The organism is Vibrio sp. 1727, from assembly GCF_033344415.1.
In the GTDB taxonomy this organism is placed as follows: Bacteria; Pseudomonadota; Gammaproteobacteria; order Enterobacterales; family Vibrionaceae; genus Vibrio; species Vibrio alginolyticus.
Genome location: NZ_JAWPOT010000322.1, coordinates 1 through 666 on the forward strand (window position 1 = coordinate 1; position 666 = coordinate 666).

Sequence of the window (666 nt, forward strand, 5' to 3'; positions counted from 1 at the left end):
GTAGGCTTGATTTACCCGCATTTGGACGACCAGCAATCACGACTTTCATGCCTTCGCGCATGATCGCGCCTTGGTTCGCTTCTTTGCGTACCGCATCGAGGTTATTGATGATAGCTTGCAGATCTCCTGCAACTTTACCATCGGCAAGAAAATCGATTTCTTCTTCAGGGAAGTCGATGGCCGCTTCCACATAGATGCGAAGATGAATCAGTGATTCCACCAGCGTTTGAATGCGCTGCGAGAACTGGCCTTGTAGCGATTGTAGCGCCGATTTCGCAGCTTCTTCAGAGCTGGCATCAATCAGGTCGGCAATCGCTTCTGCCTGAGTCAAGTCCATCTTGTCGTTCAAGAACGCACGTTCCGAGAACTCTCCAGGACGGGCTGCTCGTACGCCAGCTATGCCCAGAATACGTTTAATCAGCATATCCATGACCACAGGGCCACCGTGACCTTGCAGTTCTAATACGTCTTCGCCCGTGAACGAGTGCGGGTTAGGGAAGTACAGTGCAATGCCTTGGTCGAGCACCGTGCCATCTTCGGCTTGAAACGGCAGGTATTCAGCGTAACGCGGTTTTAGAGTCTTCCCTGTGACTTCCAATGCCACTTGGTTGGCCTTAGGGCCGGAAACACGAATAATGCCGACACCACCACGACCGGGTGCAGTAG

Annotated in this window: 1 protein-coding gene; it reads right to left on the reverse strand. The window is 52.6% G+C overall.

Annotated elements, in window-relative coordinates; genetic code table 11:
• Window positions 1-666 (reverse strand): tRNA modification GTPase (locus tag R8O10_RS25505; RefSeq protein ID WP_412035180.1); only part of this gene is annotated, 666 nt, incomplete at both ends.